General features: G+C 39.2%; 23 protein-coding genes. 5 read left to right on the top strand and 18 right to left on the bottom strand.

Annotation, left to right across the window (positions count from 1 at the left end; all coding sequences use genetic code 11):
• Positions 1–65 precede the first annotated feature (65 nt).
• Complete coding sequence (locus tag H8S40_RS01925; protein ID WP_186864412.1) at positions 66–1,484, top strand: GGDEF domain-containing protein; 1,419 nt, start codon at positions 66–68, stop codon at positions 1,482–1,484.
• A gap of 135 nt (positions 1,485–1,619) precedes the next feature.
• Here the strand turns inward: H8S40_RS01925 and H8S40_RS01920 are convergent, their stop codons facing one another.
• The 4 genes from H8S40_RS01920 to H8S40_RS01905 form a co-directional block, all read right to left on the bottom strand.
• Complete coding sequence (locus tag H8S40_RS01920) at positions 1,620–2,159, bottom strand: DUF1294 domain-containing protein (protein ID WP_243238155.1); 540 nt, start codon at positions 2,157–2,159, stop codon at positions 1,620–1,622.
• A 246-nt stretch (positions 2,160–2,405) separates the two neighbouring features.
• Positions 2,406–3,383: an SIR2 family NAD-dependent protein deacylase gene (locus tag H8S40_RS01915; protein ID WP_243238153.1), complete on the bottom strand. Its 978-nt coding sequence runs from the start codon at positions 3,381–3,383 to the stop codon at positions 2,406–2,408.
• Positions 3,384–3,431: 48 nt separating this feature from the next.
• Positions 3,432–4,274 (bottom strand): SIR2 family NAD-dependent protein deacylase, encoded by an 843-nt coding sequence (locus H8S40_RS01910; protein WP_243238151.1) that lies wholly within the window; start codon positions 4,272–4,274, stop codon positions 3,432–3,434.
• Between the two features lie 5 nt (positions 4,275–4,279).
• Positions 4,280–5,149 (bottom strand): SIR2 family NAD-dependent protein deacylase, encoded by an 870-nt coding sequence (locus H8S40_RS01905; RefSeq protein ID WP_118738147.1) that lies wholly within the window; start codon positions 5,147–5,149, stop codon positions 4,280–4,282.
• 153 nt (positions 5,150–5,302) lie between these two features.
• Here H8S40_RS01905 and H8S40_RS01900 point away from each other — a divergent pair, with 153 nt between their 5' ends.
• Positions 5,303–5,740, top strand: coding sequence for an Rrf2 family transcriptional regulator (locus H8S40_RS01900; protein ID WP_186864410.1), 438 nt, complete (start codon positions 5,303–5,305; stop codon positions 5,738–5,740).
• Between the two features lie 120 nt (positions 5,741–5,860).
• Here the strand turns inward: H8S40_RS01900 and H8S40_RS01895 are convergent, their stop codons facing one another.
• From H8S40_RS01895 to H8S40_RS01870, 6 genes are all read right to left on the bottom strand, one after another.
• Entirely contained in the window at positions 5,861–6,769 is a 909-nt protein-coding gene (locus H8S40_RS01895; protein ID WP_186864409.1) for a radical SAM mobile pair protein B, read from the bottom strand.
• On the bottom strand, positions 6,757–7,446 hold the full coding sequence (locus tag H8S40_RS01890) for a radical SAM mobile pair protein A (protein ID WP_186864408.1): 690 nt from the start codon (positions 7,444–7,446) through the stop codon (positions 6,757–6,759). The genes H8S40_RS01895 and H8S40_RS01890 overlap by 13 nt, the downstream gene beginning before the upstream one ends.
• The gene (locus tag H8S40_RS01885; RefSeq protein WP_004853467.1) at positions 7,443–7,880 is read right to left on the bottom strand and encodes a radical SAM mobile pair system MarR family transcriptional regulator; all 438 of its coding nucleotides are present in this window, start codon (positions 7,878–7,880) and stop codon (positions 7,443–7,445) included. Before H8S40_RS01885 ends, H8S40_RS01890 begins: the two co-directional genes overlap by 4 nt.
• A 95-nt stretch (positions 7,881–7,975) precedes the next feature.
• On the bottom strand, positions 7,976–8,128 hold the full coding sequence (locus H8S40_RS01880) for a DUF6462 family protein (protein WP_186864407.1): 153 nt from the start codon (positions 8,126–8,128) through the stop codon (positions 7,976–7,978).
• 92 nt (positions 8,129–8,220) lie between these two features.
• Positions 8,221–8,589, bottom strand: a complete 369-nt coding sequence (locus H8S40_RS01875; RefSeq protein ID WP_186864406.1) for a hypothetical protein — start codon at positions 8,587–8,589, stop codon at positions 8,221–8,223.
• 12 nt (positions 8,590–8,601) lie between these two features.
• A complete protein-coding gene (locus H8S40_RS01870) occupies positions 8,602–8,841 on the bottom strand; it encodes a hypothetical protein (protein WP_005609451.1) in 240 nt (79 codons plus the stop codon).
• Between the two features lie 791 nt (positions 8,842–9,632).
• Here H8S40_RS01870 and H8S40_RS01865 point away from each other — a divergent pair.
• Positions 9,633–10,148: a helix-turn-helix domain-containing protein gene (locus H8S40_RS01865; protein WP_118738150.1), complete on the top strand. Its 516-nt coding sequence runs from the start codon at positions 9,633–9,635 to the stop codon at positions 10,146–10,148.
• Positions 10,149–10,199: 51 nt separating this feature from the next.
• On the opposite strand, the gene H8S40_RS01860 is transcribed toward H8S40_RS01865, so the two are convergent.
• The 4 genes from H8S40_RS01860 to H8S40_RS01845 all read right to left on the bottom strand — a co-directional run bounded on the left by H8S40_RS01860 (position 10,200) and on the right by H8S40_RS01845 (position 11,715).
• A complete protein-coding gene (locus H8S40_RS01860) occupies positions 10,200–10,616 on the bottom strand; it encodes a hypothetical protein (protein ID WP_186864405.1) in 417 nt (138 codons plus the stop codon).
• Positions 10,617–10,637: 21 nt separating this feature from the next.
• Positions 10,638–10,853, bottom strand: coding sequence for a hypothetical protein (locus tag H8S40_RS01855; RefSeq protein WP_118724650.1), 216 nt, complete (start codon positions 10,851–10,853; stop codon positions 10,638–10,640).
• Positions 10,854–10,866: 13 nt separating this feature from the next.
• Positions 10,867–11,019: a hypothetical protein gene (locus tag H8S40_RS01850; protein WP_186864404.1), complete on the bottom strand. Its 153-nt coding sequence runs from the start codon at positions 11,017–11,019 to the stop codon at positions 10,867–10,869.
• A 348-nt stretch (positions 11,020–11,367) separates the two neighbouring features.
• The gene (locus tag H8S40_RS01845; protein ID WP_243238149.1) at positions 11,368–11,715 is read right to left on the bottom strand and encodes a hypothetical protein; all 348 of its coding nucleotides are present in this window, start codon (positions 11,713–11,715) and stop codon (positions 11,368–11,370) included.
• 232 nt (positions 11,716–11,947) lie between these two features.
• Here H8S40_RS01845 and H8S40_RS01840 point away from each other — a divergent pair, with 232 nt between their 5' ends.
• Positions 11,948–12,184 carry a hypothetical protein gene (locus H8S40_RS01840; protein WP_243238147.1) on the top strand — a complete coding sequence of 79 codons (237 nt, stop codon included), beginning with the start codon at positions 11,948–11,950 and terminating at the stop codon, positions 12,182–12,184.
• A 101-nt stretch (positions 12,185–12,285) separates the two neighbouring features.
• Positions 12,286–12,819: an ImmA/IrrE family metallo-endopeptidase gene (locus tag H8S40_RS01835; RefSeq protein ID WP_118724653.1), complete on the top strand. Its 534-nt coding sequence runs from the start codon at positions 12,286–12,288 to the stop codon at positions 12,817–12,819.
• A gap of 56 nt (positions 12,820–12,875) precedes the next feature.
• On the opposite strand, the gene H8S40_RS16395 is transcribed toward H8S40_RS01835, so the two are convergent.
• The 4 genes from H8S40_RS16395 to H8S40_RS01815 form a co-directional block, all read right to left on the bottom strand.
• Positions 12,876–13,661: an LPXTG cell wall anchor domain-containing protein gene (locus tag H8S40_RS16395; protein WP_186864403.1), complete on the bottom strand. Its 786-nt coding sequence runs from the start codon at positions 13,659–13,661 to the stop codon at positions 12,876–12,878.
• The gene (locus tag H8S40_RS01825; protein WP_186864402.1) at positions 13,636–14,523 is read right to left on the bottom strand and encodes a class C sortase; all 888 of its coding nucleotides are present in this window, start codon (positions 14,521–14,523) and stop codon (positions 13,636–13,638) included. Before H8S40_RS01825 ends, H8S40_RS16395 begins: the two co-directional genes overlap by 26 nt.
• A gap of 100 nt (positions 14,524–14,623) precedes the next feature.
• On the bottom strand, positions 14,624–16,183 hold the full coding sequence (locus H8S40_RS01820) for a SpaH/EbpB family LPXTG-anchored major pilin (protein ID WP_186864401.1): 1,560 nt from the start codon (positions 16,181–16,183) through the stop codon (positions 14,624–14,626).
• Positions 16,184–16,216: 33 nt separating this feature from the next.
• Positions 16,217–24,169, bottom strand: a complete 7,953-nt coding sequence (locus H8S40_RS01815; RefSeq protein WP_186864400.1) for a Cna B-type domain-containing protein — start codon at positions 24,167–24,169, stop codon at positions 16,217–16,219.
• Positions 24,170–24,237 lie beyond the last annotated feature (68 nt).

The following is a 24,237-nucleotide window of genomic DNA, read 5'->3' as shown; positions in this document are numbered from 1 at the left end:
TCTACAAAATGGAATTGAAAAAGCGAGGAAAATTACATTATGGAGAACACAATAAAAAAGAAGGTATGAAGAAGAGAAAAGTTGTAATTTTATCTATAGCAATAATTGTTGTTGCGTTGTTACTTGAAGGAAGTATTTTGAAATATGTTAATGATAAGAATGCGTATAGAACATCAAAGGTGCTTCTTGATCGTGTGATTACTGTGCTTGATAAAAATGATAAAAGTAAGGCAGAACTTATCGAATCGTTGAAGGATGATTATATTGTAAGAGCTGAGGCGGTGTCTTATATTATCGATGCCAAGCCGGAAGTTGAATATGATGTTGATGAGTTGCAGAAAATTGCAAAGTTGATGGCAATTGATGAGATACATTTGTTTAATGAGCAGGGATGTATTTATAGCGGTTCGCTGCCAAAGTATTTCGGTTATAGCTTTAATTCCGGAGCACAGATAGGATATTTTAAGCCGATGTTGGAGAATAAATCGTTGACAATGTGCCAGGATGTTACTCCGAATACTTCTGAAGGTAAGAAAATGATGTATGCAATTACCTGGAATGAGGATAGGACGAAGATGATCCAGGTTGGGATTGAGCCAAAGCGACTTCTTAAAGAGATGAAGCAGAATGCAGTTTCTAGTGTAGTGGCTGGAATGCCGGTATATAAAGGTATGGAAATTGTTGTTGCGGATGAGGATACTCAGGTTATCAACGGTGCAACAGACAGCAATAAAATTGGAAAAAATCTGAATGAAATTGGAATGTCATTGGATAATCTCTGTGTTGATGATGCAAGCGCAACCCATATTAGAGTGGACGGAAAACGTTGTAGATGTATGGTGCGGCAGGATGATAAATATATTGTTGTTGTAACAGTAGAGGACGCATTTTATTTGCAAGGAAGTATCATGGCAATTTTTATAGTAGGTGCATATCTGGTATTAGCATCATGTTGTATAACATATATGTTTTCGAAAATTTTAAAAGAAAGATTAGAAAAAGAGAAATTGATATATACGTCAAATACAGACGAACTTACCAGATGTTTTAATAGGCGAGCATACGAGAATGATATAAATCTGCTTAAGCTTAGTGATTCGTGGATATATATGTCCATGGATTTGAACGGATTGAAACGGGCGAATGATTCTTATGGACATGCGGCAGGTGATGAACTTATATGTGCAGCGGCAGATTGCATGAAGAACAGCTTTAATGAATATGGGAAGATATATAGAGTCGGCGGTGATGAGTTTGTTGTTATCATTACAGAGAAGACAGAGCAGTTTGAAGATATAAGACATAGTTTTGATGTTCATGTGGCAAATTGGAGCGGTGAATTTGTGGATTCAATGAGTGTCTCATACGGATGGGTTTTCAGTACAGAGAGAAATTGGAATAGTGTGTATGAGGTTTCAAAAGCCGCAGATAAGAGAATGTATGAAAGTAAAGAGCGCTTTTATAACGAAAACGGTGGACGATAGTGCTGGTTGTTCACGCAGGAAAAACTATTTCACGAAAACTCGCTTTTTCTGCGTTTTTATTTTATTATTAAAAGAGAGGTAATTCCATTATTTAACAGGAAAACACTTTCATGTACCTTCAGCAAATACGAAATGTTACCATCCTGCATTCATTGCGTAAAAAATCACCACTACTTGCATTACCATTATTAATGGAACACCAACAGTGAAATAATTTTTCCTTGTTTTATGACGTAATAAATACATTGCCAATAAACTGCCAACCGAACCACCAACAAATGCTAAACCTAGTAATGTTACAATTCTAATTCTTGAACGATGCTCGGCTGCATTAACTTTATCCACCGCATAAGCTGCGAAAGCTATAAAATTGATAACTGCTAAGTATATCAGTAATATTTTATATTTTGCAAAAAACTCCCAAAATGCCAGTGTTATGTGATCTGCATGATGTCCTTTTACCATCAATAATATTATAACTTCTATCACAAATACACATGCGATAAACACTCTTGACATCATATTGTCTTTGACAGCTTTACGATCAAATAGCAGTATCGCCAACAATATTCCTGCAGAACCACCAATTAATGAGCAGATAGTTAAAATAGCATCAACTTGTACATTTTCGGTATGCAAATATAAAAATATCCAAAAGCAACTTAACTTCATCATCAGGAACACTGCCATCAAGTGCAACTGTTATCCCACTTGTTTTATTCATATGATATGCTGGAAAATATCCCTCCACATTATAATTTTCGTATAACAAGAAGTCAATTTCTATTCTTCGTCCTTCCACAATTTTCTGATTGGAACAGGCGAAACAGAATTTTTACCCGTGTAGGATTGCCTAAAACTTTAAAAAAGTCTGTCAGACGATTCAATTCCGGTTCACCTGGAATATCAAGAACAAGTATCCTATACAAATGCACTTTCCTCTTTTACTTTCCGCAAATCTTTTAACACTGTTCCTATATCTCCCAAAATAGCAATCCCCTTATCTTCAATGAATTTCGGCAAAAACTGATATTCTGAATTTACGGAGATATAATATGCATCTTTCAAACTGTTTGTCAGTTCCCAAAACGGTTCCTGTATAAACATCGGTGTCATGCGCCCTACTCCAAGTTCTATCAAAAGGATTTTTCTATCTTTGTTCTTTTGAATGTATTTTGAGATTTTCTCATATTCTTCTTCGTATTTTTTCCCTTGCAGAAAATTCCCATATCCTCTTACCCACGGAAACATTTCCGCACCACAATGAGGGCAGCGAGGAATCAGTTCATCCGGCACCATTGTCCCCTCTCCCATAGCCGCAATCATATCTGCCACAGGTTGTACGGCATCCCATGTTTCATCCTGACAACACTGAGAACACTGGAAGAAACGATGATCTCCCTGAATCTCACTGACCTTTTCTTCCGGATAAATCTTTACAAACTGTGTATCCTGATTAGTCGTTAAGATATGAAAATCCTTTCCCTGCAAGATTCTATCCAAATCCAGATATGGTTCTCTGATAGGGGCATTTTGTGTAGTATTTAAAAAGGTTGCCACATATCCCCAGTGTTCATTTCTTGTAGAAAACCGATGCATCATGCCGCTAAAAGCACCTTTGAATCCATACTTATCTGCAAATTTTCCAAAATGCTCACGAAAAGAAGGGGTATCACTATAATAAAAGTCACCACCTCCAGCCGCTGATAAACCGGATGCTCCGCCTACTATGATACACTCTGCCTCCTGCACTCTGCGAACAAATTCCTGAATCTGTTCCTCATAAGGAAGTGGTTTTTGTTTGCTCAACACTACAGCAGTACCACCGGATGCATAGGTACTATAGTGTCTGGAATAGTTCATTTGTGTTTTCATTACCAAATTTTCATAACAGCTCATTTTTTTCATTCTCCTATCTCACAACTATAATATCTTTAACCACTTTACTTAGTCTATCCTTCCCTCTCTGATTTCCTTTAACGCTTCCGTAAGATTACCATCCACACCGATGGATTTTTCTTTGATTTCCTCTGGAATGTAAATTTCGCCTTTGTTAAATGTGATATATCTTGCCTGTGGTTCTACTGCTGCAAGCTGCATCAAAGGAGCTTTAATCATCTGATTTCTCCAGCCAATGCCAAATTCCAGAATTACCAGCTTCTTTCCATGTAAATTCTGAATAAATTCTTGATAGCGGGCAGCCTTTTCCTTCCAATTTTTCGTTTCTGTAAATGAGGACATCTCACCCCAATTTACTTCCATATCTCCACCGCATTTTGGACATTTCGGCAGTAACTCTTTGGGTACTCTTCCGTTTACTTCCTCTTCTGTCATGGCGAGAACTGCTTTTTGATTAGGATAGACCTCGTCATGACATCTGTTCTTGCACCGCATCTGGGTTAATTTCCCTTCCATTTCAAAAACACGGTCTGCCTCAAAACCTGCCGGCACAAAATGATCTTCCGCATTGGAAGTTACTACGAAATATTCTTTATCCTTTACTAGTGCATAGATGTTTTTCATAATCTCACTCGGCTCATCCTGCATAGCTTTTGCCTTAACAAGTCTGCTTACAAACGCCCACTTTTCTTCTACCTTCATTGGCACTGAAAATCCGTGTAAAACACAACGCAGTCCGTATTTTTCTCTGAAATCTCCCATATTTTCCTGAAACCATGTGTCATCTGCAAAAATGTTATATCCCTCTGCGATAGACAAACCATTACTGGCTCCAATCAAAATACCATCTGCTTCTTTGATGATTTGACTTATCTCTTGATATACATTCATATTCATCACTTTTCCTTTCCCACTATGTTTTCTTTTAAATCCCGCAGGGTTTCTGCCAAATCTCCTGCTATATAAATGCCTTTGTCTTTTATATGTTCTGGAGTTGAGGATTTCTTCTGATTCAGACAGGCATAAAACACTTTTTCATTTTTGTATGTCATTTCCCAAAAAGGAAGTTTAATAATACTGGGTGTCATCTCACCAACCCCCAGCTCCAGCAGTACAACATTCTTATCTGTTCCATTCATGAGATATTTTTTTAGGAAATTCTCATATCGCCTTACACCTTCCTTCCAGTCTTTCCCCTCCAAAAATGTATCATCCCTTACCCAGGGAACCATGATTCTCCCGCACTCATTACATCTTGGCAGAAGCTCGGAAGTAACACGCAGCTCCCGGATATTTTCGTTCATCCTGCGAATCATTTCTACATTGGAATAAATTTGGTCATGGCAAGGCTGACTGCATTGAAGATAACCGCTGCTACCTTGATAATCGCAAATCCTTTCTTTCTGAAAAATCCGTTCAAACTGCATATCTATATTGGTTGTTAAAACAAAGACTTCTTTTTCCGCCACAATATCACGCAGGTCATAGTATGGCTGTCCTGTAGGTGCATCCCACATACTTTGTATGTAACGTGCATAATATGCCCACTGTTGTTCCGGCGATGAATAACAGTAGTAAAAACCGTCAAAAGGAGATTTCAGTCCATACCACTCCTTGAAATCTTGTAAACATTCCTCCATATAGGGTAGCCAATGATAATGGTTATATCCCGCCGCACTGGAAAGACCAGAACCACCGCCTATCAAAACTGCATCTGCCTGACGGATTTTTTCTGCCAGAAAACTGACTTGTTCCTCTTTTTGCATACACCACTTTATCTCCTTTTTATATCAGATTCCACACTTTTTATTTTGCTTGACTTTTATTTTTTTACTTGTTAAAATTAAATTTACAGCAAGCATTGAAATTATATTATCATGTAAATTTTAAAATTGCAAGAAGAAAATTTGAGGTGACAAATGAAATATTCCACAAAGCTTAGTGACACTATTCATATTCTTATATTTATTGCTCTTGGAGATGACGAACAACTCTCCAGCACAAAAATTGCAGAAAGTATCAAGACAAACCCGGCTTATGTCAGACAGCTTATGGCAACCCTGAAAAATGCAGGCATTGTTGTCAACACACAAGGTCATGCGAATGCCGCTCTTGCAAAATCGGCAGATAAAATCAATATGTATGACATCTACCGAGCCGTAGAGGGCGATAAGCCGCTGCTTCACCTGGACACAGATACCAATCCGGATTGTGGAATCGGTATCAACATTCAATTCGCTATTGGGGACTTCTATCATGAAATTCAAAATATAGTAGATGATAAAATGAAATCCATTACATTGCAGGATATTATTGATCGGTATTATTTTAAAATCAGGGAAGTTAAAAACCTTTAACAAAATGTCAATAGTTTTTTAATCACTTTTTTTCAAAAAGGCAAAAATAGAACGTATAGATTATTCCATACGCTCTATCTCACATTTCATATTAAATTTTTGAATTCTACAAACTTGAAGTTAGCGATTTCTTTTTCCGGTATTCTCTGTTCCACGGATTTCCTCATGATAGAAATAATCTACGATCACCGGATGCCCCTGCGGGACTCTGCCATAAGGCATTTCATTATCCACAAAGGCACAATCATACTTCTTAGCCATTTTCTCAGCTTTTACTTCAAGTGCTTCAAAGTAGCTGCGGTTATGCTTGTTATAGATCTCGTCGTAAAGTGGTACAAGATCAGGATATTTTTCGGCGATATAATCCATAATTGTCTTTTTGAAACCGCCTCGAAGATTGAGATTTTCGAGCCAAAACAGATCGCACTGATCCTTTACCCGCTCAAAGATTGCTTCAAAATCCGTGATACCGGGGAATACCGGGGATACGAAACAGACTGTACGGATACCTGCCTCATATACCTGCTTCATAGCAGCGATACGGTGCTCAATGCTCGAAGCAGAATCCATATCGTTCTTGAAATTTTCATCTAGTGTGTTGATCGACCATGAAACGGTTACACGTCCAAGCTTCTTCAGCAAATCAATATCCCGTACCACAAGATCCGACTTTGTGCAGATCAGAATATCTGCGTCACTGCCGATCAGCTGCTCCAGAAGTTTTCTGGTATTCCCGAATTGCTCCTCCTGTGGATTGTAGCCATCTGTCACAGAACCGATGACCACCCGCTGTCCGGCATATTTCTTCGGATTTTTAATTTCCGTCCAATGCTTCACATCAAGGAAAGTGCCCCATTCCTCCTTGTGCCCGGTAAAGCGCTTCATAAAAGAAGCATAGCAATACTTGCAGGCATGTGTACAGCCCACATAGGGATTGACCGAGTAACCGCCTACCGGCAGACTAGACTTAGTCATGATGTTCTTTGTTTCCACCTCACGAATGAGGATTCCATTTATTACTTCTTCCATGATTTCTGTACCTCTAACACTTTATTAAATTCTTCCGGCATTTCCTGAATCATATTTTCGTCCCCTATGATAGGGACAAGGTCTTCCTTCATAAACACCGGAATGCCGAGCTTATGTGCCTGGTCCGTCAGAGACCATGCACATTCCGGCTCCGTATGAATCTTCCTGCTCTGAGCTCCGGTCATGGTGCCGACAACGATCCAATTGATTCCAGAAAGGTCAACTATGCCAGGATCATCGAATAACGGCTCAAAGGTAACATGGTAATGTTTTGCTCTGACGTTTTTCCGAAGGGCGTCAATACGCCACAGTTCTGCTTTCCTCGTCACCGTAACGCCAAACCATGCGTTTTCCAGATCGGTATCAAAATCCAGCAAATCAGGTCGCTTGGTAAGGAACAGGAACTGATGCTGTGGATTTTCACGGATCTTTGCAAATACCTCGTCTATCCATTCCGACTTCCATCCGGAGAGATTGCTCATGCCGGTAAGAAGAAAGTTCTGCGGACGTTTCTTTTCCATCATCTTGAGCTTACCCGGAAAGAATTCAGGGTCAGCGAAATCATCTATCATATGCCAGCGTTTCACGTTGTTGCGGGCATAGCAATATGCACACCCCACTGTGCAGCCAATGACGATATTCATGTTCTGAATCTGATCTTTGATACAAATACTCATGACTTCTGCCACTCCTCAAGATTCTTTCTGATGCGGTCGAGGCATTCCTCAAACCGGGTAATTTCTTCCTCTGAAAAACCTTTGTAGTAAATACTGCCCATCTCATCAGATACAGAATCGTACTCGCCCTTTAAGGCATGTGCTTTCTCAGTCAGAAACAGGAGTGTTTTCCTTTTGTCCGTTTCAGACTGAACACGGCTTATCAACCCTTGATTTTCCATTCTTTCCAGCATCGTAGTAAGAGATGTTATCGCTAATCCGCATTTAGTCGAGAGTGACCTGATTGAGATACCATCCTCCTGCCAAAGCACATAAAGAATACGCCCCTGGGCTCCATTAAACGCATCAATATTCTTTTCACTGAGAATCTTCTCGAAAATCCGGTCTCCAAGCTGTTTTATTTTGGTGACAAGAAATCCTCCATTCATTTCCATACAAAAGCTCCTATATAGTAGTTTATTAAAAACATACTATATAGGAGCTTTATTGTCAACAGTTTATATGTCTTAATAGGTAAATTCCATTTTTTTCAATTCAAGTTTGTATTTCTGTTTGTTTTAAAAATGGGCAACTCCTGGAATTTCGTCAGTCCAATGCTGTAAAGCTCTGCCCCTTCCTGGTAGCGAACAAATTTCTTTGCTATTTTCTTTGTTTTCTTTACATCTTTATGTGCATATCCCATACACGCCACCTCCTTTTTTTGCACGAAAAAAGCAGCTAACCTATTTTTCATAGACTAACTGCTCGTGTTTTTGTTCCATATTCAGTTTTATTCTACAAATCCGACAGTGAAATTCGGTCGTATGCGCCATTTTTCTTATCTTCCGGATGTGGTTCCAGTCCGATAATTGTAATATCTTTCTGGTCTGGTCCATAAATCCAGTACATTCTCATTGCGCCACTGGTTTTATTTTCCAGATATGATTGCCACACTTTCATTCCATAACGTCTGGATAATGGCTCTATTTCATGGATTTGAAGACTCGGATAACCAGGATCAGCCGACAACAGCTTTAAAGCCTTTCCCCATTTTTTATACAACTGTTCTTCCTTCTTTTTTATATTACCGGAACGATATTTCTCCTGCAGATCTAACCAAAGTTCCTGCATTTCAGGAATTCCCATTCGTATATTAAAATTCATCTCTTATTCCTTTTAAAAATCTGACAGGTCAATAGCCGGGGAAACATCGCCTCTCTTGAAGTTACTTACTGCACGATCCATATCTGCCAGAGTTCTGGCTGAAATGCTCTCTGGCACTGCCAGTTCCCGAGGTTCCAGAATAATGCAGCCATTTCCGTATTCTTTGACATTATAATACTGATAAGCAGCTCCTCTGAGAGTAATTCTTTTTTTGTTATCCAGATGGGCAACATAATCTTTCATTGCTTCCATTATCAACACCTCCTACGCAAGCATTTGTGTGGGAAATCCCACCTCTTATTGTTATAATACGCTTTTCTATATTATCTGTCAATCTACTTTTACTTACTCCTATACTTGAAAGTATTCAGTTACTGTGCACTCCGTTCACAGTAACTTAGTCAAACTGCATTCCAAATCACCTTCGGTGATGGCATTTTGCCCTGTATGTCTACGAAAAAAGCACCTCTCAGATTAACTGATCAGTGCTTCTGCTGCGTTTCTACTAAATAAATTTTCTTAATTAGTGCCATTTTTTTACATAGGCTTTTCCCATATTTCCTAAAAAACAAAATTCCTGTAACTGTTACTGCAATCATATCCGCAAACGGTTCTGCCCAAAAAACAGCTTTCACCTGTCAGGGTAAGACGTGAGGCAAAATAAAAATAAGCGGTAACGGCAATATCACCTTTCTTAATAAAGCAAGAAAAATTGAAACTGTCGCATTTCCTAATGCAAGAAATGTATTCTGACAGGCATATTGCAATCCCATCATCCCTGCTACCGCAAAATATATACGAATCATTTTGATACTATTCATAGTAATCGGATTCACTGGCAAACAAGATATATTTACCATCTACCAATCCCATGTAACCATCACCCGTGTTAAAACCTTTCATTGCCAATTGCTTTTAACAATGCGCTTGTTGTTTCTTGATGCTTCAAGTATAATAAAATCCATAGAGGAAATACACGCATAGCATGTGGACTTAACACCTGATAATCCTCATGTTCGGCGATATACGGGGAGGTTATTCTCATGGGGAAACAATCTACAAGAGAAAATAAAACAATTTATCAGATTTGCCGGGAAGAAGCCGGTCTTACCAGATCAGAAGCCAGCGAAAAAATGACTGCTGTTTCTGATTCTAAAATCGAAAAATTTGAATATGAAATGCAGGAACCTACACCTTACGATATCATTCAAATGGCTGATGCTTATAAGAGACCAGACCTCTGCAATTATTATTGCTCACATAAATGTGAAATAGGTCACCGCTATGTTCCAGAGGTAGAAGTAACTGATTTGTCAAATATCATCCTGGAAACCATTGCCGGTCTAAATGAAATCACCCCTCTTACCGGTCGGCTGATTCAAATAGCCCGTGATGGTAAGATCAGCGACGATGAGATGAGGGATTTTGCTTTTATCAGCAAAAAACTGGATGAAATTTCTTTAGCTATAGACTCTTTGAACCTTTGGATAGATAAGACAGCCAGTGAACAGGGCCTCAATTTTGAACTTCTAAATGCAGAAAAAGAAAAATTAAAATAATCCATAGCGCACGACGGGCAATGAACCATTTCTGATTCATTGCCCTTCTCCTTACATACGCTGTAATTGACTAACAATACTTTCCGTTCTTCGAATAGCCTCTTCCACCTGTCTTTTTGCAGTATTGATTCGATCCTGGACCATCCAGTCCACAACAAATCCATCAAAAAAATAATCCGCAAATGAAAGGAAATCTCCTGTATCGATATGTAAATCACATGCCATATTTACATCATTTAATTCCCTGCTGAAATTACGAAGATCATACTTTGCCTGTTCCATATTCTGCTTTGCGTGATCCATTTTAGAATGTTTTAGCATCGTACTGAAAAATCCTCCGCCAAACATATCTACCATACCCCAGTTTTTTGCACTGTTCAGATTTTCTTTTGCTGTACTAAGACTATTTAAGGCTCTACGTCCAGCTTCAATTGCTTCTCTTTTTTCTTTTTCAATATCATATCCCATAAAAAACACCTCTCTGACTCTTTATGAATGTGAAGTTACAAGTCCGATAATTCCACCAATGATCAATAACGGAAAAGCTATATACATTAATCCGCCTACCACCATTCCAATTAATATCACTGGAAAGAAAATAACCGTACAAAGTAATTTCATGATTCCCCAGGATGCTTTTAAGCCAAATATAAAAAATTTTCCAATAAACCAAATCATACAAATAGTAAATAATAATGATAACATCTTTTTTCTCCTTCTAACACTCATCCAGTTGCGAATGATTCATTTTTTTCTGTTTATCTGATATAAAATCAAATGTATTTTTCACTCCAAGCTTGTTACTGAATTCCGGATTTTTTTCAATCTTTTCTATTATCCGAATTAATCGTATTCTCTGTGCTGCATTCATCTGATCACCTCTCGAATATCCACCTTTTCTGTTGATATTGTCAGTATAGCAAAATAATTTTTTACAATACACATCCATAGTAAAGAATTAAATCTTTATAATTCCCATTTTTTGAGAAATAACACAAAATAAGGCCCAAAAGGTCACTTTCCCTTTTGAGCCTATACACTTTATCAGCTAACGTAATTTGCTAACACCTCCGCACATTTTAACTCAATTTATTTCTTTTTAACTCAGTCAATATTAAAAGCAAAGTTTTTAAGTTATTTCTGTTTTCTTATTTTCTCTGTCCTGCTGCTGAAGATTGTCTACACACTGTGTCGACAATTTTAAGCAAAATCTTATAAATTACATCTTAAATTTATATTTTCCTTTTCCGTGACCGGATACCGGTTCAATAATATCTGCCTTTACCAAATTGGAAAGAAGTTTTGAGGCACCTGAAGCTTTCAGCTCAAGAAGCTCCATAACTGCACTTCTTCCAAACACCTCATCGAAACCAAACTTTTCAAAAAGTCTATGGATATGAATCGTCGTTTTTACCGAGAAATCTCTACCTTTTTCGGAAAGTACACTTTCAATATCCACTTTTCTGTTTCGAATGTCCACTTTTGCACTCTCAATATCCACTTTTTCTTCGTTCAAAAATCCACTTATATGAAGATTTCGATTATGAAGCTCATTTTTCTCGTTCAAAAGCAGATTTCTGAGAAATGCTTCCAGATACTCTGTTGTTTCGTGAATACCTTTTTGCAGGTTCGTATAATTTCCACTTTGAAATTTTCAGGAATATACAAAGATTTATTATTATACTGTTTTAGATAATCACTCTCTACTTCTGGGTGTACAACTACTTTAAGGTTATAGGGAAGTTTATAGTGCCTGGCACCAATGTGGTCTATTCAACAAACTTGCAGATGCTCTTGGCGTGAATATCAACTACCTCTTATCTGAGGACGAAGCATTCATTGCCAATGTGGAAGATAACTATGGACGCAGAGGAGCAAAACAGGCAAAAGAACTTCTTGCAGAGGTAACCGGATTATTTGCCGGAGGAGAAATGGCTGACGAAGATATGAGGGAAATGGTTGACGCTATTCAGGAAGCATATCTGATTGCCAAAAATAAAAAATACACACCGAAAAAATATCGAAAAGACGAGTAACCTCTTATGGTGTTGTGTCCTTTTTATAGGACAGCCTACGTTTTATCATATGGGATAGTGGAACTATCCGTTATAATGGCACTACAAGGAGGTGAACCGTTGTGGGATATTACACACAAGATGAGATTGTCACAATCGTGAATAAACTGATTAAGAAATGTGGTACTCGTGATCCATACAGAGTTGCCGAGGAACTTGGCATCAATATTCTCTACCGGGATTTTAAAAAGCAACGTGGAGCATACAAAGTTATCCTGAAGAACCGCTTTATTTTTCTTCAGAATGGTTTGCACCCGGTAATTGAACAGATCGTCCTCTGGCATGAGATCGGGCATGACATGCTTCATCGACAGGAAGCTGCTTTGACTGGAGGATTTCAGGAATTTAATATTTTTGATATGCGTGAGAACCGGATGGAATATGAAGCCAATGTTTTTGCAGCACAGGCTTCTCTCCCGGACGATACGATTATTGAGTACATAAAAAATGGATATGATATTCAGCAGATTGCCAAAGCCATGCACTCTGATATCAACCTGATTGCCCTGAAAGTTGATACACTCAACTCACAAGGCTACCAGTTCAGAAGACAGGAGCATAGAAACGATTTTCTCAAATATAATAAGCAAATATAAAGACCATCAAAGCTCATATATTACTATGATGGTCTTTTTCAAAATCTATAGTTTTACTACTTAGTATCTCTTTTCTTTCTAATGCTCAAAATAATAACACCTAAGCTCGCCACTGTTACACCAATCAATAGCAACACGTTCGTCGAATCCCCTGTTTTAACAATATTTATAATTTTTTGAATAGGATTAGGTGTATTATCAGGAGTTGGCGTCTGTGTTGGAGTCGAATTTGGGGGATTATCCGGCAGATCTTTTGGCGGATTTTCTGGCTCGTCTGGACCTACTGGCTCGCCATCATGAGACACCCATCTTGCTTTCGGTTCTACATCAACATCATATTCGAATTTCCCACCCACTTCTGAAGGAATTTTTACAAGGAATGGAGCTGAGTCAAACTCATCTAAGCCACTATCTACATTTCCTATTTCTACAAGAAGATACATTCCTTCTGCCAGGTCCAGAAAATGAGCATGTCCTTTTTCATCTGTTTCGTGAATAATTCCTGTCATATTATTTGCTTTTGCATAATCAAATAATGCCTTCGCTTGCTCAGCCCTCGCTTCTGAACTGCTATCATCTAAAGAAATTCCGCATTTTGCAAACTCATCACGCCACACCATAACATCATTATCCATATATTGAACAGGAAAGAGTTCAAACTTTGCTCCTGAAAGCAGAATATTTTCCCTGTCATCTGTTCTTCCTTCAAAATCAATTTCAATATTTCCCGTTCGTGGTTGAGCATATACCGATATCACAGGAAAAAGTAACGTATTACTGAACAGAAAAAATGTAAGTGCAATACCCCAAAAAAGTTTAATTTTTCTCATCTTTTTTATCACTTTGCTTCCTCCTCTTTCTGTCTTTGATGTAATAAATAATGGCTCCTACCAGTCCCATGAATATAACAATAATGGTTACAATCAAAACTTTAGTTGTAAATGACAATTCTGGTTTAATCTCCGTATCCGGTTCTTTTTTATTTGCTTCTTCATACGGAATACGATGTCCACGCACTAAAAGTCGATGTGTATTGATTGCAAAAGGTGTGCAGGTAACAAGTGTTGCATAATCCTGCCCCGGTACAATCGACAACGCTTCTGTATCTTCCGGCAATACTGTTAAAATCTGGTCTACTTCATAAGCCAGTGTTGCGTCCAATACTTTAATATAAAAAATATCTCCTACTTCCATTTTATCCATATTGGTGAACAATGTTTTATCTGGTAGTCCTCTGTGTCCTGTCAGCACAGTATGTGTACTGTCTCCACCAACTGGCAGGGATGTCCCCTGAAAATGACCAACTCCCGCCTGTAAGACAGATTCAGAGGTTCCATGGTAAATCGGAAGTTCCACGTTGATTTTCGGTATCTTTACATATCCCATCATGCCAGAACCTTCCACATTCAACAGACTCTCGTATCGTTCATCTACTTCTGGTTCCGTTTGGGAAAATGGATCAATCAAATCAATGTTTCCCAACATTTCCTGATTGTATGCTCTTGCATCCGCAAGCATCTGTTCCTTTTCTGCATGACTTAACTTTACACTTTTCTCATCATATTCAGATACTACTTTTGAACCATTCTTTTCATTCAAGTATCTGCTGTATGTCGGATATAATAACACGGCGAATGCAACCAAAAGCACAAGTAAACGAATAATATCTTTTATTGTAATCTTACCTTTTTTCTTACTTTTCATTGCATTCTCCCTATCGTTATATCGGAACTGCGGCTATCCAAAAGGATACCCGCAGATTCCATTTATTCTGTCTTATGTTTCTTGCCCATTATTCTTAACATTATGCTACTTTTCTTTTATCACGGATAAAGCTTACTACTACACCAAATACAAGGATTGCAGCGATAATACCAAATGCGATTGCACCTTTACCACCAGTTGATGGAAGAAGAGAACCTGTGCTGTTTTCGATATCGATGATCTTATCAGCTTCGTCTTTATCATCTTTGGAAAGAGTCCATGCTGTTTCATCACCTGTTGTACTCTTTGTAATGACAATTTTTACATCTTTTGCCAGTTTATTATAACCCTCTGGGGCTTTTGTCTCTACTAAATAGTATGTTCCTTCTGCAAGACCATTGACATGAAGATTGTATGCATTCTCGCCAATTTTTGTTGCCGCAGATTCAAATACTGTGTTTTCAGATGTTGGATCTACTACATAGTTTCCATTTGTTCCAGTAACTTTAATAGCCTGTCTTGTAGCCGCATCTTTTTTATATTCTGTTTCTGTATAAAGGCTAAATTTTGCATCTGCTAATAATTCAGTTGTTTTATGATCTGTTTTCTTAATGTTCAGTGGATATGTAGGTGTTTTTGCTTCACTTGGTGTTGTCTCTGTTGTATTGTCTGGATCATTACCATATTCCAATTTAGCGCTGTTCTTTTCTGCTACAACAGCCTTATCATTTACTTTTGCATAATATGTTACAGTAAATTCTTTGCCTTTATTTTTCTGATTTGCTCTAACCCATGAGGACAGGTCAAGTGTCATCTTTCTATGATTGGCTGTATCCAGTTTCGCTGTTGTAGGTGCTGTAGATGCATCTGTAACATCTGTATCTTTAAAAGCAACTGCAACCTTAACTGTTGTAGCATCTTCTGCAAGTGCAGTTCCATTAACATCATTTACAAAATCAAGACCATCTGATAATGTATCGTTAATTTTGTATGTATACTGATTATATCCTGTAGTATCCGGAATAGAACCTGTTACTGTATAGGTAACTACATTTCCGATTTCTACTGAAGTTTTGTCTGCCTTTTTCTCGATGCTTGGAGCTTCACTTTTCAGATTAACTGTAGCTGCATCAGAGTCAACTGTTACTAATGAAGCCTGAATCTGTTTTCCACCAGTTACATATACAAGATAATAACCGTATGCTAAGTTTGAAAAATCATAAGAATCTTTGTTTGTATCTGCGAGTTTTCCAGAGTTTACTGTTGCTGTTACATTATTTGTTAATGCGTAAGTTGTAAATGCATTGGCAAACTTCTGTACTTCAGTAGAGTCATTTCCTCCAAGTTTTGCTACTTCATCCGCATAATCTGCATCTGTAGAAGTGTCAGTAATAGTGCCACTTCCAAGTGCTGATTTAATTGCATCTTTGTAACCAGTTGCAGTATTTATCGTATAAGCATAGTTCTTTGTAGCTCCACTGCCAGATTCTGTTACATCAAATAATTTATACAGGTAAATTGTCTGTCCGGTGAGTGTCTGTCCTGATTTTACATTTACTGTAAGTTTTCCTGTTGTGTCTGCGGCAAATGCCGTTACTGCCATAGCCATTGTCATAATTGCTGCCAGCAGCATTGCCATGATTTTCTTCATTCTTTTCATAGCTGTTTTCTCCTTTTCTTTAGAATAAAGTTTTTATAGCTGTTCTGCCTTCTGGTTTTCTTTGCTTTTTTTGTATCGCATTGCAAGATAAACCAGTAAGAGCAGGATACCTATCAGGTAAATAAGATAGCTTCCATAACCTCCTGTATCCGGGAGTCCTGGAAAATGTCTGTTGGTTATATTGAACGTAAATCCATCATCGGATGTATTTACCGTTGTTGTATAACCAGTCACTTCCGTTTCTGTAACGGAATAGGTGTAATAATGAATGGTTCCATCTTCATCTGTCTGATATGCAGGCAAGCCTTTGATCACCTCCTGCCATGTAGATTTTTTCTCAGAACCATTTATTGTGTAACTCTCGTATCCCGGAACAATTTTTGTCTGTTCCTGTTGATTGCTGTCTGTCCAGGTACGAGATATTGTTACCTTAATGTTATCTGGTCTTAAATCACTGAAATTATTCAAATCCTTCCAAACTTTATTGATGGTCAGATTGACAAATTCATCACATGGGTCCTGTGATTCGGAAGGTTCTGGTGTATCACTTTCTCCTGTGTTAAAACTGGTTTTCGTATCTGCCATCAAAACAGCTTTCGCTGCTGACACATAGGCGTCCAGATTTGCTGTTTTCGTTCCCTGAGCACTGGCAAGCTCTGCATCCTTTAAGGTATCATAACTTTCGACGGTTTGCATATGCTCAATGGAATAAATATTCCATCCACTTGCATCATCCTTTTCATATTTACTGTTCAGGATATGAGAGCTTTTCTTAATCTCATCCAGTGTTCCATCTAATTTTCTGTAAATACGATAAATATTATTTTCGCCTTCCACGTTTTTCTTTGTATTGAAACTGTAAACAGAATTCAGATTACTCTTTCCACTGAACGGTCCAACCAAGTCTTTTGTTCCCCTGACCACATCACAGTAATACATGTTATTATCTTGAAGAAGTCCTTCATCGTTGAATCCGACAAATCCTCCGCTTCGTCCATCTTCCGCAGTTCCATCAGCATCATTTCCGGCACCACCGGCATAGACATCATATCCTGTAGAAATACCATAGACATTACTGTCTGTAATCTTCGTCCGGTTTGCCTTGATTAAGTTGATACTAATGGTAGACTCTAAATCATTGTCTTTATCAATAATTCCATCACTGTTGCATGGCAGCTTGATGGTAGAATCTCCGATTGTAATCACTGCAAAATCGGTTTCCTGCTTATTTTCTGCCGACTGTTTTACCAGAGCCACGGAAATATCAAGTCCCAGCAAATTCACATGAAGCAGATTTCCTTCACATAGAGCCTGTACTTTGATAATACCAAGATTGATATTTAATAAATCCGACTCCTGTATCTTATCCAGATACAATGCTTTCACAAGTTGATTTAAAATCGTAACCACTGCTTTTACAACTGTGGAATCCAGTTTTACATCTGCCAGATAAGCAAAACTCGTTCTTCCGGCAAATCCTCCGGCTGTTCCACCGGATGCGACCTGTTTCAATCCATGTGTCTGCTCCTTCTGATCTCCGGCATTACAACCTGCCATTCGAGCCAGATTCGCATATCCGATAAATCCTCCGGCAATCTGTTCTTCTCCGCCAGTACTCTGTACGGTATAACCGCCATCAATACCAGTTACCATGCTGTCATCAATATGAGAGCCAAAAACGTCCAAAACACCTAGTGCACCGCCTAAAAGCTGTCCCATATTATCGCCCAGAACATTTAATTTGTTGACATCTACTACGCCACTCTTACCAGAATAACCAATGAAACCACCGACACTGTTTGGTCCGGTTACATTACTAAGAGCTACCACTGTACTGTTTTTCACTGTACTGTTTAATAATGCACCGCCAAATCCTCCGGCATTTCCACTGTAAGTTACCTGATTGTTTTGTCCGGATTTCACTGCTTTCAATGCTGATACACTTAATCCATCGTCATTACTTCCACTTACGCTTCCGTAATATACATAAGTCCGAAATGCATCTAACACATCAAGCTGTCCCAGTTTTAACAGATATCCGAGAACTGATGTTTCGCCGTCTGCGGATACGGAAACGCCTGCATCCACATCAGCAATTCCAAAACATCCACCGGCATATTCTCCGGCAACTACAGATCGAATGCCATTTACTACCGGTCCTGAACCTTCGGTATCTTTCTTTCCCAATACTGTTCCAGAAAGGCTTCCGGCAAATCCTCCGGCGGCTGTTGCATAGGCTGTATTTTTACTGCCATCCGCATAAGCACCATTTACGATGATTCCCCAATCATCCCAGGCATTTACATCTGCATATCGGATGGTGGAAACTGTCGCATCCAAAACTTTAATTAAATCTGCTGGTGCACTGATCAGACTATTCAGCAATTTACTTAATAAGTCTTCTCCCGCAGTCGTATTAACAGAAGCAACGCTTCCCGGTTTGGAACTTCCTACAAATCCTCCTACATAACTGGTTCCATCTACACGTCGCAGTTTGCTGACCTGACAGACAGTTGCTGTATCAGCTCCCCAGATTTGTCCACCAATCATGCGTCCGATATATCCACCGGCATATCCGCATGTTTTTCTGGTATCTGTTCCATTCGACTGAACAGACAGACCACTTTGATATCCCTCCACGGAAGACTGCTTAATGACGGGTACAAACACATCCAGTACATTCAGCATCTGTCCCAGTTCTAATTTTAATCCGAGGATATTGACTCCTCCAAGGTTCGCTGCTCCTCCGTTTACCATCTCTCCGGCAAATCCTCCAGCGCAACGTAATCCCTTTACTGCTTTTGTCTGATAAGCATTTCCGTTGGTAATGGTGCCCGTCTTCATAGAACCAACATAACCTCCAGCGGCTCCTCCATTGGCTAATGTTGTTTCATCCCGATACTGGCTTCTTCCTGCGACAACTTGATAGCCATAAGCATATTTACTTAAAATTGCATCTAAAGCTTCCTGATTTTCCACCGTTCCATTTTTCGCAAGGTCGCTTCCATAGCCACCATATTTTCCTACATGCTCCACCCATGAATTCCAAGTCTTGTAATCCATCTTGGCAAGTGGACCATATACGGCTGTATTTTCTTCTGTCGGGTATACAATACTCAATGCTCCCAGAATATTGTCTGCCTTAACCAGTCCCCACAAAAGGGAAAGATTGCCTGCACTTGCGGTATCGGCTGCTTCCATCAATCCGGTAAATCCACCGGCAATTTCTGCACCATAGACTGAACGGATACGAACTGCTTCACAGGTACTTGTCGGTCCTGTATATTTGTTTCCTTTCCAGTTCTTAGTATTGTTTCCCCAGATATGACCGCCTTCGTTATGTCCTGCATAACCACCGGCTAATCCCCGCTGAACAGATTTCGTGGATTCTGCTTCTGCTCTTACTGCGCCACCACATGGAATACATGTAGTAGAACTATTCCGGATTGTCGGTACAAAATCTTGTGCAACGGATGCAAGACTATCTTTCACACTGACAAGTCCCTTCAAAATGCTGGCATCTCCGAGAACGCTGGCAACATTTCCTGGTTCCAGATCTCCAACATAACCGCCCGAAGTAATCTGCCCGATCACGTATGAGAAATTATAAGAATTTGAATCCTGTATGTGTCCACCTGATATCTTTCCGGCAAATCCTCCGGCATCTCCAAGTACATCATCTGCACTTGCATCTGACTCTGTATTCTTTGTAGATGCTATAACCGCAAAGCCTCCGGTATTTCCAGTAACATTGGAATGTTCTACCGTTGAAACCACAACATTTAATGCATCCAGTACATCGTTGATTCCGATTGCTGTTCCAAGAACACTCAAGCCTTTTCCAACTGATGCAGCCGAACCGATATCCATATAGCCAATGTATCCTCCGGCATATCTTGCACCGGTTACTGCATATGCACTCTGCTTTGTATTAAAGTAGCTGGAACCATCTGTATCTTCCAAATTTTTCGGTGTGGTTACAGTTGTATGTTTCAGGTTCGATACATCACAGGTGCTTACCTGTACACCGCTTCCATATCCGATAAATCCTCCGGCACTTCCGGAATTACTGTCAGCTGCTTTTATCGTATTTGCGGTAACGGTAAATCCTTCTTTTGATTGTATTCCTGCATATTGAACATACGGAATATATGCATTGATCAAATTTACCAGATCTCCGATGTTAATATTCAGCCCGTTGATACTTCCAAGAATACTAATTCCTTTTCCTGCCTGAGCCAGTGCTCCAGAATAAACATTTCCACCAAATCCTCCAGCATAGGACTGTCCGTTGACATGATCCAGATTGTATACGCTGTAATAATTGCCCTCGCCTGCTGCCTGATTGTTTACAGTTCCACTTTGAAAACTCCCAGCAAATCCTCCGGCTGTATCAGCAGTTACTCCACCACCAGACACATAACTGACTGTACATTGTGTATAGGAAGGGATTAAATACTTCACTGCATTTAATAATCCATTCGCACTGATCAAAGCTTTTATCTCTGTCTCATCTGCTACATCAGCAAGTCCACCTGTTGAAGATGTTCCTATAAAACCTCCAGCATTTCCATCTGTGTCATTTGCTGTCACTTCTTTTAAATTCTTTACATCTGACTGACTGATTTCGCAACTATTACTCTTTCCAATAAATCCTCCAGCTACATAATCAACCGATTCTCCATCAGCATTACTTCCTTTTGCCTGTACCGTAAATCCGCCCGTAATTCCATCAACATGAGCATCTGTGATTTTTACCCGGATTCCTTCTGCAACAGACAGGAGATTGCTGACATTTAATAAATGATTCAGTCCTAACAGATTCACTGTCAATCCATTTGCCCCGGCAAGATCACCCGGTCCAGCACAGCCTACAAAACCTCCACATCGGTTTTTAGCTGTCACTGACTTTAACTGATGTAAAGTAACACTCTGTACATCGCCGCCAATCGCTTCTCCCAAAGCACCTCCGGCATAATTACCGGTTGCTGTTACTGCATACCCGGCATCCACGCCCGTTACTGTAACACTATGTACTGTAAATCCCAGAAAGCTGCCAACTCCTAATGTGTTATTTAAAAGACCAGTTACACTTGCAGTTGTTACACTTCCTGCAACTCCTCCGACACGATGTTCTCCTGCTTTTACACTCTCCAGTCCATTTAACATATTTTCTCTTTGTGATACATTTCCTGTATCCAAAACCCCGTATTTCCAATAGGACAGTTTATTTAGATAATCGGCACTGGATTCTGCAAGATAAACGCCATCTCCACCTCCAAGAATTCCTCCAGCATAACTTTTACCGGCTTCTACTGATATCATCTGGCAATTCATATTACATCCAAGAATTGCCGATGGAGCGATTCCTGCAAGGGAGAGCAGCATACCTGCCTGATCCGGATTACTGGATAACAGTTTTGTCAGAAGATCTCCTACTGTCTTTAATAAACTTGTATTTGCCACTTCATCTTTGCCAAGGTTTGTTACCCATCCAACTGTTGCAATTCCGGTAACACCACCAGCATAATTTCCACTTGCTTTGACTGATATGCTTCCGGTCGCTCCACAGTTAATGACATAACTATTCGTCTGTGCTCCGGTAATTCCTCCCTGATAATTCTCGCCTTCTACTGTGACATTACTATCCGTAAGATTACAATTCAAAAGCAAACTTTGTGGCTGAGTTACACGAACCAGTTCAATACCTACATCGCTCAATGTTCCCTGAATATCTGCATCCCGACAGATTCCGGAAAAACCTCCACCATACTCTTTTGATGTTATCGCATAAGTGCTGTTCTTTACGGAACAATTCTGAATGTCCGTTCCAACCTGTTGTCCAACAAAACCACCGATATAACTCTTATCGTTTTGTCCGATAGTTCCTGCCAATCCCTCTACACTACAGTTTCTGATATTTACATTTTTATATCCGGTTGGGATAAGATCGCTTACTGGCAATGCTTTTTTCAAAAGAATGGTGATCAAATCTCCAAGTCCAAGTCCTGGAATAGCATTTAACAGAGATGATAAAGCATCTACTGTTACACCTAACACTTTTGATAAACCACTGTACTGTGTAACTCCTTCTGTATATCCTACAAATCCACCCGTCCGGTCATTGATGTTCGATACCTGAACAGTTCCGGTCACATCACAATTTTCGATTGCAACATCTCCAACAATTCTTCCGGCAAATGCGCCAGTGGCATAAATCGTAGGATCTTCGGCTCTTGCATTTAAAAGCGCTGATAAGGTATCATGCAGATTTAATTTTACCTGTCCGAATGTTAATGCCCCAACAAGAACATCAACCAATCCACCTACCAGCCACCCAAGACTACTTGTCAAACCACTGATCAACGTCTGTGTATTCTTGTGTGTGTTAGAGTTATTTTGTACACTTACATTGTTCAATTCAATATTCGATACAGTAACTGTTCCTGCACTGACACCAATGTCGGCAACATTGACTTCATTTGTCACTGTCGCAAAAAATCCAATTCCAATGTATTTTGTGCCATCCATTTTTCCTGTCTGATTGACAGTAATATTGGAAATTACTGGTCGATTTACATTCGTTGACAATTCTGTTGCTTTACTGTAATCTGTAACACTTGCGTCATTTTGCCACAAGGTAGACTGACCATTTGCTTTTGCACCGATCATATTTCCTGAAAACATCAATGGTGTCCAGTTTGCACTTGACAGGTCAATATCTCGAAAAATAATATAATTGGCAGTTGGCGAATAAGTCTGTCCACTTGCTTTATCTATGTCCAGATTCGGTTCGATTTTTCCTGTTGCCTGGTTTACTCCACATTTGCCATGAATATTTGCTTTATGTGTTCCCAAACTCGCTTCTGTATCGCTAATCGCTCCTAAAGAATAATCTTTATTTCCATTCTGACTACTGGACAAATCAGCATCTCCACCATATAGCATAATTGGATTTCCATCAGAGTCAGTATCCAAATGCCACTTCAAAGCAGCATCTTCATATGCTTGATACACCGCTCCATATACAGTAGCTTTAGAACCAATTTCCCGTAACTGTTCTTCATTTCCAATCAGAATATAAGTCTTATCTCCAATTGTTTTTACAACCTGACCTTTAAAGTCACGCCCCTCGGTATCAGATACAGTAGTAACTTGATCCGCAAGAAGCTCCGGTTTATCTGAGCTGAACTTTTCAGATATTACATATTTATGTGTCTTGCTGTATGTCAGATACTCCTGATCTTCTCCATCCGGATAAATCATCTGTCCCATTCCAAATTGAGGAGCATCATAATCCATCGACATAACTGGTTCTGTTTCAGATTCTTCCTGTGCAAGTACCATTAACTGATATGGATTGTATATGTAGATTGTATCCGTTTCCTTATCATACAGCGTTGGTGTTTCGTTTTCTTCTAGTTTCGTACCTGTGATAGTTCCGGTAAATGAATCCGGTACTAACCACATCTGTTCCGAGTTCAGCTGGATGTCATTCATCAAAATGTACTGAGCATCTGCACCGTATTTCAACTCTGTGCCTTCACTCTTTACTACTTCTCCAGAACCAATCTGTCCATCCTTATCACCTGTGTAAATATAAGCATCTGAACCAATCTGTTTTAATTGTTCATAATTATAAATGCATATTTTACTATCCTTATAATAAGCATCTATGTTATCTGTTGATTCCGATTTAACATTTCCACCGGACGATTCCGATTCGTCATTTTTCGAGTTTTCACTTGTTTCCTCCGATATCTTAGATTCAGATTCCGTGGTGCCATTTATTTCATCTGAAACTGTGGACTCGGTTGATACTTCACCATTACTCTTATTGGCATCATCAGAAAGTGTCACTTGACTAGTGTTGGTACCCGATGGATTTATATCTGCTGCATCCGCAATATTCACTTGAGAAAATAAGATAGCCATACATAGTATTACTGCGATAATTCTGTTCTCTATCCTTCTTTTTTTCTTCATATCTGGACCTCTAATCGGAATAAAAATTCCTACCATTTACTCAATATTGCATTCTAATATCTAGAATG

This window comes from Ruminococcus hominis (assembly GCF_014287355.1).
Taxonomy (GTDB): Bacteria; Bacillota; Clostridia; order Lachnospirales; family Lachnospiraceae; genus Schaedlerella; species Schaedlerella hominis.
This window is presented reverse-complemented; position numbering and strand designations above follow the sequence as displayed.

Excerpts from the sequence above, each read along its gene's own strand:
- H8S40_RS01815 (WP_186864400.1), bottom strand. The coding sequence starts at position 24,169 with ATGAAGAAAAAAAGAAGGATAGAGAACAGAATTATCGCAGTAATACTA.
- H8S40_RS01920 (WP_243238155.1), bottom strand. The coding sequence starts at position 2,159 with ATGATGAAGTTAAGTTGCTTTTGGATATTTTTATATTTGCATACCGAA.
- H8S40_RS01855 (WP_118724650.1), bottom strand. The coding sequence starts at position 10,853 with ATGTTATCATTATTATTTACTATTTGTATGATTTGGTTTATTGGAAAA.
- H8S40_RS01925 (WP_186864412.1), top strand. The coding sequence starts at position 66 with ATGAAGAAGAGAAAAGTTGTAATTTTATCTATAGCAATAATTGTTGTT.
- H8S40_RS01820 (WP_186864401.1), bottom strand. The coding sequence starts at position 16,183 with ATGAAAAGAATGAAGAAAATCATGGCAATGCTGCTGGCAGCAATTATG.
- H8S40_RS01885 (WP_004853467.1), bottom strand. The coding sequence starts at position 7,880 with ATGGAAATGAATGGAGGATTTCTTGTCACCAAAATAAAACAGCTTGGA.
- H8S40_RS01880 (WP_186864407.1), bottom strand. The coding sequence starts at position 8,128 with ATGGGATATGCACATAAAGATGTAAAGAAAACAAAGAAAATAGCAAAG.
- H8S40_RS01890 (WP_186864408.1), bottom strand. The coding sequence starts at position 7,446 with ATGAGTATTTGTATCAAAGATCAGATTCAGAACATGAATATCGTCATT.
- H8S40_RS01910 (WP_243238151.1), bottom strand. The coding sequence starts at position 4,274 with ATGAATGTATATCAAGAGATAAGTCAAATCATCAAAGAAGCAGATGGT.
- H8S40_RS01875 (WP_186864406.1), bottom strand. The coding sequence starts at position 8,589 with ATGAATTTTAATATACGAATGGGAATTCCTGAAATGCAGGAACTTTGG.
- H8S40_RS01870 (WP_005609451.1), bottom strand. The coding sequence starts at position 8,841 with ATGGAAGCAATGAAAGATTATGTTGCCCATCTGGATAACAAAAAAAGA.
- H8S40_RS01905 (WP_118738147.1), bottom strand. The coding sequence starts at position 5,149 with ATGCAAAAAGAGGAACAAGTCAGTTTTCTGGCAGAAAAAATCCGTCAG.
- H8S40_RS01900 (WP_186864410.1), top strand. The coding sequence starts at position 5,303 with ATGAAATATTCCACAAAGCTTAGTGACACTATTCATATTCTTATATTT.
- H8S40_RS01865 (WP_118738150.1), top strand. The coding sequence starts at position 9,633 with ATGGGGAAACAATCTACAAGAGAAAATAAAACAATTTATCAGATTTGC.
- H8S40_RS01895 (WP_186864409.1), bottom strand. The coding sequence starts at position 6,769 with ATGGAAGAAGTAATAAATGGAATCCTCATTCGTGAGGTGGAAACAAAG.
- H8S40_RS01860 (WP_186864405.1), bottom strand. The coding sequence starts at position 10,616 with ATGGGATATGATATTGAAAAAGAAAAAAGAGAAGCAATTGAAGCTGGA.
- H8S40_RS01915 (WP_243238153.1), bottom strand. The coding sequence starts at position 3,383 with ATGAGCTGTTATGAAAATTTGGTAATGAAAACACAAATGAACTATTCC.
- H8S40_RS01825 (WP_186864402.1), bottom strand. The coding sequence starts at position 14,523 with ATGAAAAGTAAGAAAAAAGGTAAGATTACAATAAAAGATATTATTCGT.
- H8S40_RS01850 (WP_186864404.1), bottom strand. The coding sequence starts at position 11,019 with ATGAATGCAGCACAGAGAATACGATTAATTCGGATAATAGAAAAGATT.